This is a genomic window from Amycolatopsis sp. NPDC059027, from assembly GCF_042739735.1.
Lineage (GTDB): Bacteria > Actinomycetota > Actinomycetes > Mycobacteriales > Pseudonocardiaceae > Amycolatopsis.
Genome location: NZ_JBHYIK010000135.1, coordinates 5,913 through 11,052 on the forward strand (window position 1 = coordinate 5,913; position 5,140 = coordinate 11,052).

At 70.2% G+C, this 5,140-nt stretch carries 4 protein-coding genes; 2 read left to right on the top strand and 2 right to left on the bottom strand.

Annotation, left to right across the window (positions count from 1 at the left end):
* Window positions 1-190: 190 nt before the first annotated feature.
* The gene (locus ACFWY9_RS44020; protein WP_378323345.1) at window positions 191-844 is read left to right on the top strand and encodes a class I SAM-dependent methyltransferase; all 654 of its coding nucleotides are present in this window, start codon (window positions 191-193) and stop codon (window positions 842-844) included.
* 134 nt (window positions 845-978) lie between these two features.
* On the opposite strand, the gene ACFWY9_RS44025 is transcribed toward ACFWY9_RS44020, so the two are convergent.
* Both ACFWY9_RS44025 and ACFWY9_RS44030 read right to left on the bottom strand, forming a co-directional pair.
* Window positions 979-2,268, bottom strand: a complete 1,290-nt coding sequence (locus ACFWY9_RS44025) for a M20/M25/M40 family metallo-hydrolase (RefSeq protein WP_378341689.1) — start codon at window positions 2,266-2,268, stop codon at window positions 979-981.
* Window positions 2,261-3,088, bottom strand: coding sequence for a M55 family metallopeptidase (locus tag ACFWY9_RS44030; RefSeq protein ID WP_378341690.1), 828 nt, complete (start codon window positions 3,086-3,088; stop codon window positions 2,261-2,263). The genes ACFWY9_RS44025 and ACFWY9_RS44030 overlap by 8 nt, the downstream gene beginning before the upstream one ends.
* Before the next feature lie 195 nt (window positions 3,089-3,283).
* Here ACFWY9_RS44030 and ACFWY9_RS44035 point away from each other — a divergent pair, with 195 nt between their 5' ends.
* Window positions 3,284-5,035 carry an ABC transporter substrate-binding protein gene (locus ACFWY9_RS44035; protein ID WP_378341691.1) on the top strand — a complete coding sequence of 584 codons (1,752 nt, stop codon included), beginning with the start codon at window positions 3,284-3,286 and terminating at the stop codon, window positions 5,033-5,035.
* Window positions 5,036-5,140: the final 105 nt, after the last annotated feature.

A 5,140-nucleotide genomic window follows, 5' to 3' on the forward strand; every position in this document is an offset into this window, starting at 1 on the left:
CGGCGGCGGGGGGGGGGGTCGGGCGGGGGGGCGGGCCCCCCCACACCCCCCCCCCGCCCCCCCCCGGCCCAGCCCCACACCCGCCGCGCGCGGCACCCACCCCGCCCGCGTCGCGACGACTGGAGAACGGTGGTCGCCCGCGTAGTAAACCGTGCGGGCCCGGGAGGGGTCCCACGGTATAAACAACCTGGTGAGCACTCATTCCACCGGCCAGAACCGGATCACCGACGCCGACCTCGCCAAGACCGCCCTCGCCGCCGGGGATCCCACCGGCTGGTTCGAACAGCTCTACGCGGCCGCCGAAAACGGTGAAGCCGTCGTCCCGTGGGCGCGGAACGAGCCCAATCCCGAACTCGCCTCCTGGGCCGCGGCCCATCCGGGCGGAGGCCGCCGCGCGCTCGTCGTCGGCAGTGCCTTCGGCGACGACCCCGAAGTCCTCGCGGCCGCCGGGTACGCCACCACCGGCTTCGACGTCGCCGCCACCGCCGTCACGGCCGCACAGCGCCGGTTCCCGGACTCGACGGTGGACTACCGCGTCGCGGACCTGCTCGCGCCACCACCCGAATGGCGCCACGCGTTCGACCTCGTCGTCGAGATCATCAACGTCCAGGCCATGCCCCGCGACGTCCGCGCGAAGGCCATCGCCTCCGTCGCGGGCTTCCTCGCCCCCGGCGGCACCGCACTGGTCTGCGAGGTCGCCGAGGAGAGCGTCGACACCGCCGGCGGCCCGCCATGGCCGCTCAACCGCGCCGAGGTCGAGTCCTTCGCCCAGGACGGCGTCCGCCTGGTCAGCATCGAACCCATCCGGGACAACTCCCGCTGGTGGGCCGAGTTCACCCGGTAAACACGCGAGATCTCCCTCCAGTCACGCGAGATCTCCGCCTGCGCACATGAGCCCGCTGGAGCACGTTGGGCGATCTCACGTGCTCCAGCGGGGATCTCGCGTGATCAGGCGGAGAACTCGCGTGATCGGAGGCGTCAGACCTCGGTGAGGAAGCGGGTCAGCACGCGTTCGCCGAAGCGCAGGCCCTCGACCGGGACCCGCTCGTCGACGCCGTGCGCCATCGCGCGGTAGGGGAAGCCTTCCGGCAGCGAAAGCGGGGCGAAGCCGTAGCAGTCGATGCCCAGCTTGCTGAACGCCTTCGCGTCCGTCCCGCCGCCCATGCAGTACGGCACGACGACGGCCTCGGGGTCCTCGGCACGCAGCGCGCCGGCCATCGCGTCGAACCACGGCGAGTCGACCGGCGCCTGCACCGGCCCCTGATGCGCGACGAACTCCCGCTCGACACCCTCGCCGAGCAGCTTGTCCAGCTCGGCGAGGGTCGCTTCCTCGGTGCCCGGCAGCACCCGCACGTCCACCTGCGCGGTCGCGGTGCTCGGGATGACGTTCACCTTGTACCCGGCCGACAGCATCGTCGGGGTGGTGCTCACCCGCACCGTCGGCACCACCAGCGCGCCCGCCGGGCCGAGCCGCGCGACCGTACCGTCCACATCGGACAGATCGACGGGGACACCGAGCGCGTCCCCTGTCCGTTCGAGGAAGGCACGCACCGTCGGCGTCAGCTCGACCGGCCAGCGGTGCGAGGCGATCCGCTGCAGCGCGCCCACCAGCCGGATCACCGCGTTCTCGTCGTTGGGCCGGGAGCCGTGCCCGGCGCGGCCGCGTGCGGTCAGCCGCAGGTGCGCGGTGCCGCGTTCGGCCGTGGCCACCGGATACAGCCGCACCGTCCGGCCGCCGGCGGCCGGGACCGGATAGGTGTAGCCGCCGGACTCGCTGATCGCCGCCGCGCAGCCCTCGAACAGCTCGGGGTGCTCCTCGACCAGCCAGTGCGCGCCGAACTCCCCGCGATCCTCCTCGTCGGCGACGAACGCCAGCACGATGTCGCGGCGCGGCCGCAGCCCGGAGGCGACGGCGGCGAGCACCATGGCGCAGAAGTCCTTCATGTCCACCGCGCCCCGGCCCCACAGGAACCCGTCGCGCACCTCGCCGGAGAACGGTGACACCGACCAGTCCGCGGCGTCCGCGGGCACCACGTCGAGATGGCCCTGCGCCAGCAACGCGGGCAAAGCCGGGTCGGTACCCGGAATCCGGGCGACCACATTGGACCGTCGCGGCGCGCGCTCCAGGATCTTCGACGGGACCCCGGCCGCGTCGAGCAGCCCGGCCACGTATTCGGCGGCCTCGCGCTCGCCCTCGGAGTCACCGTCCCCGCGGTTGGTGGTGTCGAACCGGATCAGGTCCGCGCACATTTCGACGACGTCAGCCATAGATGCCCTGCACCGCCCCCGCCGCGATCGCGGTGACCACCTTGAACGCCTTCATCGCCTCGGTCATGTTCGGCGCGTCGAACCCGACCCGGCGCACCCCGATCTGTTCCACGGTCGGGATCACCGCGGTGGCCTGCGCGAGATGGCTCGCGTCGAACTCGACCTCGATCCGGTGCGAACCCGGTGCGGGCGTGGACTTTCCCGCCCGCTTCATCGACTCCGCAGCCGCCTCGGACAGCAGTTCCGCGGTCCGCGCGGGCGGCAGGCAGATCGCCGCGTACCGGCTGACACACTCCTTCACCGGCACCAGCTCGGCGTCCGGTGCGTAGTCCCGTGCGTCTTCACACGTCAGGTCGTCTCCGGAAACCAGCAGGACCGGGACGCCGTATTCGGCGGCCATCGCCGCGTTGAGCCTGCCCTCGCTCGCCGGGACGTCGTCCAGCCACACCCCGGTGATCTGGTTCTCCAGATAGGTGTGCGACAACACGCCGTCGAACCCCGCTCCGGCGTGGTAGCCGAGGAAGACGACACCGTCCACACCCGAGTCGATGCCCTGCATCATCGACAGCGGCTTGTGCCGCCCGGTCAGCATCCGCGCGCGCCCGTCGAGGTCCTCCAGCAGCAGGTTCCGCTGCGAGGAATGCGCTTCGTTGACCAGCACGTCCGTGGCACCGGCGTCGAACAATCCGGCGAGCGTCGCGTTGACGTCCCCGGTGAACAATTTTCGGAACCGCTGCCACTGCGGCGTGCCGGGGATGACGTCGTCGGTCCAGGTGACCCCCGTCGCGCCTTCCATGTCCGCCGAGATCATGATCCGCATGCGACGCACTTTAGTCACGGCTTGGCATTGACGGGTGGCAATCGTTGACACCGGCGGCGCGCGAGTGGTTACTTTTGCGCCTTGGGGTCGAGTGATCTAGACAAATTGGGGTGGTTATCGGTGCACTCTCGCCGAAGGACGGGTAGACGGCGCATCAGCCGAGCGGGAGCGGCGGTCGCCGCGGGAATCCTGGCGATGCTGCCGCTCGCCGTACCCGCCCAGGCCCAGCAGGGCAAGACGCTGCGGGTGGCGCTGATCACCGGGATCGACCACCTCAACCCGTTCACCGCGACGCTGCTCGCGGCCACCCAGGTGGGCAGGTTCAACTACGAGTTCCTGACCACCCCGTCGGCCGAGAAGGCCGAGCCCGCGCCCGCGCTCGCCGAATCGTGGACGACCTCACCGGACAAGCTGACCTGGACGTTCAAGATCCGCCAGGGCACCAAATGGTCCGACGGCCAGCCCGTGACGGCCAAGGACCCGGCGTTCACGTTCAACCGGATGCTCACCGACGAGACCGCGCGCACCGCCAACGGCAGCTACGTCTCCAGCTTCGAGTCGGTCTCGGCGCCGGACGACAGCACACTGGTCATCAAGACCAAGACCCCGCAGTCGACGGTGTCGCTGCTGGACGTCCCGATCGTCCCGGAACACGTGTGGGCGCCGATCAAGGACCTGAACGACCCGAAGACCGACACCGCCGCGGTCGTCGGGGTCGGCAACGGCCCGTACCTGCTGTCGGAGTACAAGCAGAACGAGTACGTCAAGTTCAAGGCCAACAAGAACTACTGGCGTGGCGCGCCCAAGGTCGACGAGCTGCAGTTGCTGGTGTTCAAGGACGCCGAAGCGGCGGTGAACGCGCTGAAGCAGAACGAGGTCGACGTCATCAACCGGCTGACCCCGACCCAGTTCGACGCGCTCAAGGGCCAGCCGAACATCGCCACCAACAAGGCACCGGGCCGCCGCTACGACGAGGTGAACATCAACTTCGGCGTGCAGAACGCGGACAACCAGCCGATCGGCAACGGCAACCCGGCGCTCAAGGACGTCCGCCTGCGCAAGGCCATCGCGCAGGCCATCGACCCGAAGACCATTGTGGACAGGGTGATGGGCGGCTACGCGCAGATGCCCGGCGGCATCATCCCGTCGGTCTTCTCCGCCTACCACTGGGATCCGGCCGACACCGAACGGACGAAGTTCGACCTCGCCGCGGCGAACGCGACGCTGGACGCGGCCGGATACGTCAAGGGCGGCGACGGCGTCCGCAGCGTGCCCGGAGGCGGACGGCTCGAACTGCGCCTCGCCGGCCACGCCAGCCGACCGTATGACCAGCGAGCCACCCAGTACATCACCGGCTGGCTCAAGGACATCGGCATCTCGGTGCGCCAGGAGCTGGTCTCCGACGAGGAACTCAACGACCGCAGCAACGCGGGCAACTACGACCTCTACATCGGCGGCTACTCCACCAACCCCGACCCGGACTCGGTGCTGTCGCTGCACACCTGCTCGGCGCGGCCGAACGCGCAGGGCAAGGGCGCCAACACCGACACGTTCTTCTGCGACCCCCAGTACGACGACCTGTACGCCAAACAGCTCGCCGAGACCGATCTCGCCAAGCGCGCCGAGTACACCAAGCAGGCGCAGGCCAGGCTGGCCAGTCAGTACGTGAACGTCGTGCTCGACTACCAGAACGTGCTGGAGGCCTACCGGTCGGACACCTTCGCGTCGTTCACCAAGCAGCCGCAGCCCGAGGGCCAGATCCTCGAACAGAGCGGCTACTGGGGCGTCTACGGCGCCACCCCTGCCGGACAGCAGGCGGCGTCGAACGACAGCGGCGGTGGCAACACCGGGCTGTGGATCGCCCTCGGCGCCGTCGTGGTCGTCGTGCTCGTCGGCGGCGGCGTGCTGATCGGCCGTCGTGGCCGCAACGCGGACGACCGGGAGTAGCAAGGCTTTGACGCAGACAATCACTCCCGGTCCCGGGGGGGGGGGGGGGGGGGGCCCGCGCGCCACCCCCAGACCGAGAGCGCCACCCCCGCGGGGAGCGCTACA

Coding starts and splice junctions, on each gene's coding strand:
- ACFWY9_RS44035 (WP_378341691.1), top strand. CDS start 3,284: ATGCTGCCGCTCGCCGTACCCGCCCAGGCCCAGCAGGGCAAGACGCTG.
- ACFWY9_RS44025 (WP_378341689.1), bottom strand. CDS start 2,268: ATGGCTGACGTCGTCGAAATGTGCGCGGACCTGATCCGGTTCGACACC.
- ACFWY9_RS44030 (WP_378341690.1), bottom strand. CDS start 3,088: ATGCGGATCATGATCTCGGCGGACATGGAAGGCGCGACGGGGGTCACC.